Source organism: Mesorhizobium sp. M0058, from assembly GCF_040323095.1.
Taxonomy (GTDB): Bacteria; Pseudomonadota; Alphaproteobacteria; order Rhizobiales; family Rhizobiaceae; genus Mesorhizobium.
The window spans coordinates 1-1054 of the sequence record NZ_JAMYUQ010000055.1; the positions used below are offsets into that span (position 1 = coordinate 1).

The 1054-nt window shown below is 56.0% G+C and carries 1 protein-coding gene; it reads left to right on the forward strand.

Features of this window, described 5'->3' with window-relative positions; all coding sequences use genetic code 11:
• Window positions 1-1054 (forward strand): ATP-grasp domain-containing protein (locus tag NKJ75_RS32755; RefSeq protein WP_352500759.1); only part of this gene is annotated, 1054 nt, incomplete at both ends.

Here is a 1054-nt window from a genome sequence, read left to right on the forward strand (position 1 = left end):
GTCGATACAGACGATCTCGATGCCCTGATCCGCGAATTTTCCCGCTTAGGAGAGACGCACGAGATTGCTGGCATTACTGGCTTTTCGGGCGACGATGAGTCGATTTATGCAACAGTTAGCAAGCTCTGCCGCCATTTCAATCTACCGGGACCGGACCCCATATCCATCGAACAATGTCACGACAAATTCGCTCAACGTCAGCTTCTCTCGGATTCCGGCATTCCGATTCCGGCTTATCGCTTGGCAGCGAACATGGCGGACGTCGAAAGCTCTGCCGCAGAGATCGGACTACCCGTAATTGTCAAGCCGGCTGTAGGCAGCGGCAGCATGGGTGTTCGATTGTGTCGCGACCTCGATGAGTTAGCTAAACATACAACCTATATGTTGGGTGGGCAGCACAAATGGCGGTCTTCGCCTAGGGTGCTGGTCGAGGAATTCGCAGAAGGTCCTTACTATTGGGCAGACACAATGGGAGATCAGATCATTGGAATTGGGACCGCTGATTACGGCCCTCCCCCGCATTTCGTCTGCCGTGCGTGCACCATTCCGGCCCCGCTGACTGATGACGAGCATAAACGTATCGCCGATATTTCGCTGAGTTGTTTGCGAGCTCTTGGGCTTGGCTGGGGGCCGGCGGGCATCGAATTCCGGTGGACGAACCGCGGCCCGGTAGTCATTGAAGTCAACCCACGGCTTCATGGCGCACCTACTCCCCAGCTGATTGAGCTGGCTTGGGGGATCGATCTTGTCACCGAGCACATCAAGCTTGCTATTGGCGAAGAGACCGATTTACGCAGAAGGCATTCGCACATTGCGGCCGCGCGGTACTTGGTTGCTGACCGAGATGGCGTCCTTGAACGGATCACCCGCGCCGGCCTGAAGCCTTCTGAACCAGGTGTTGCCGAGGTCAAATTTTATGTTGAACCCAAGGCGCCGATCATCAGGAAAGGCGATTACCGCGACTGGATCGGGCACGTCCTAGTCGCCTCACCCAGCCATGCTCAAAGCGAAGCTATCCTCCAACGTGCCGTAGATTCGCTCCATTGGTCGATCA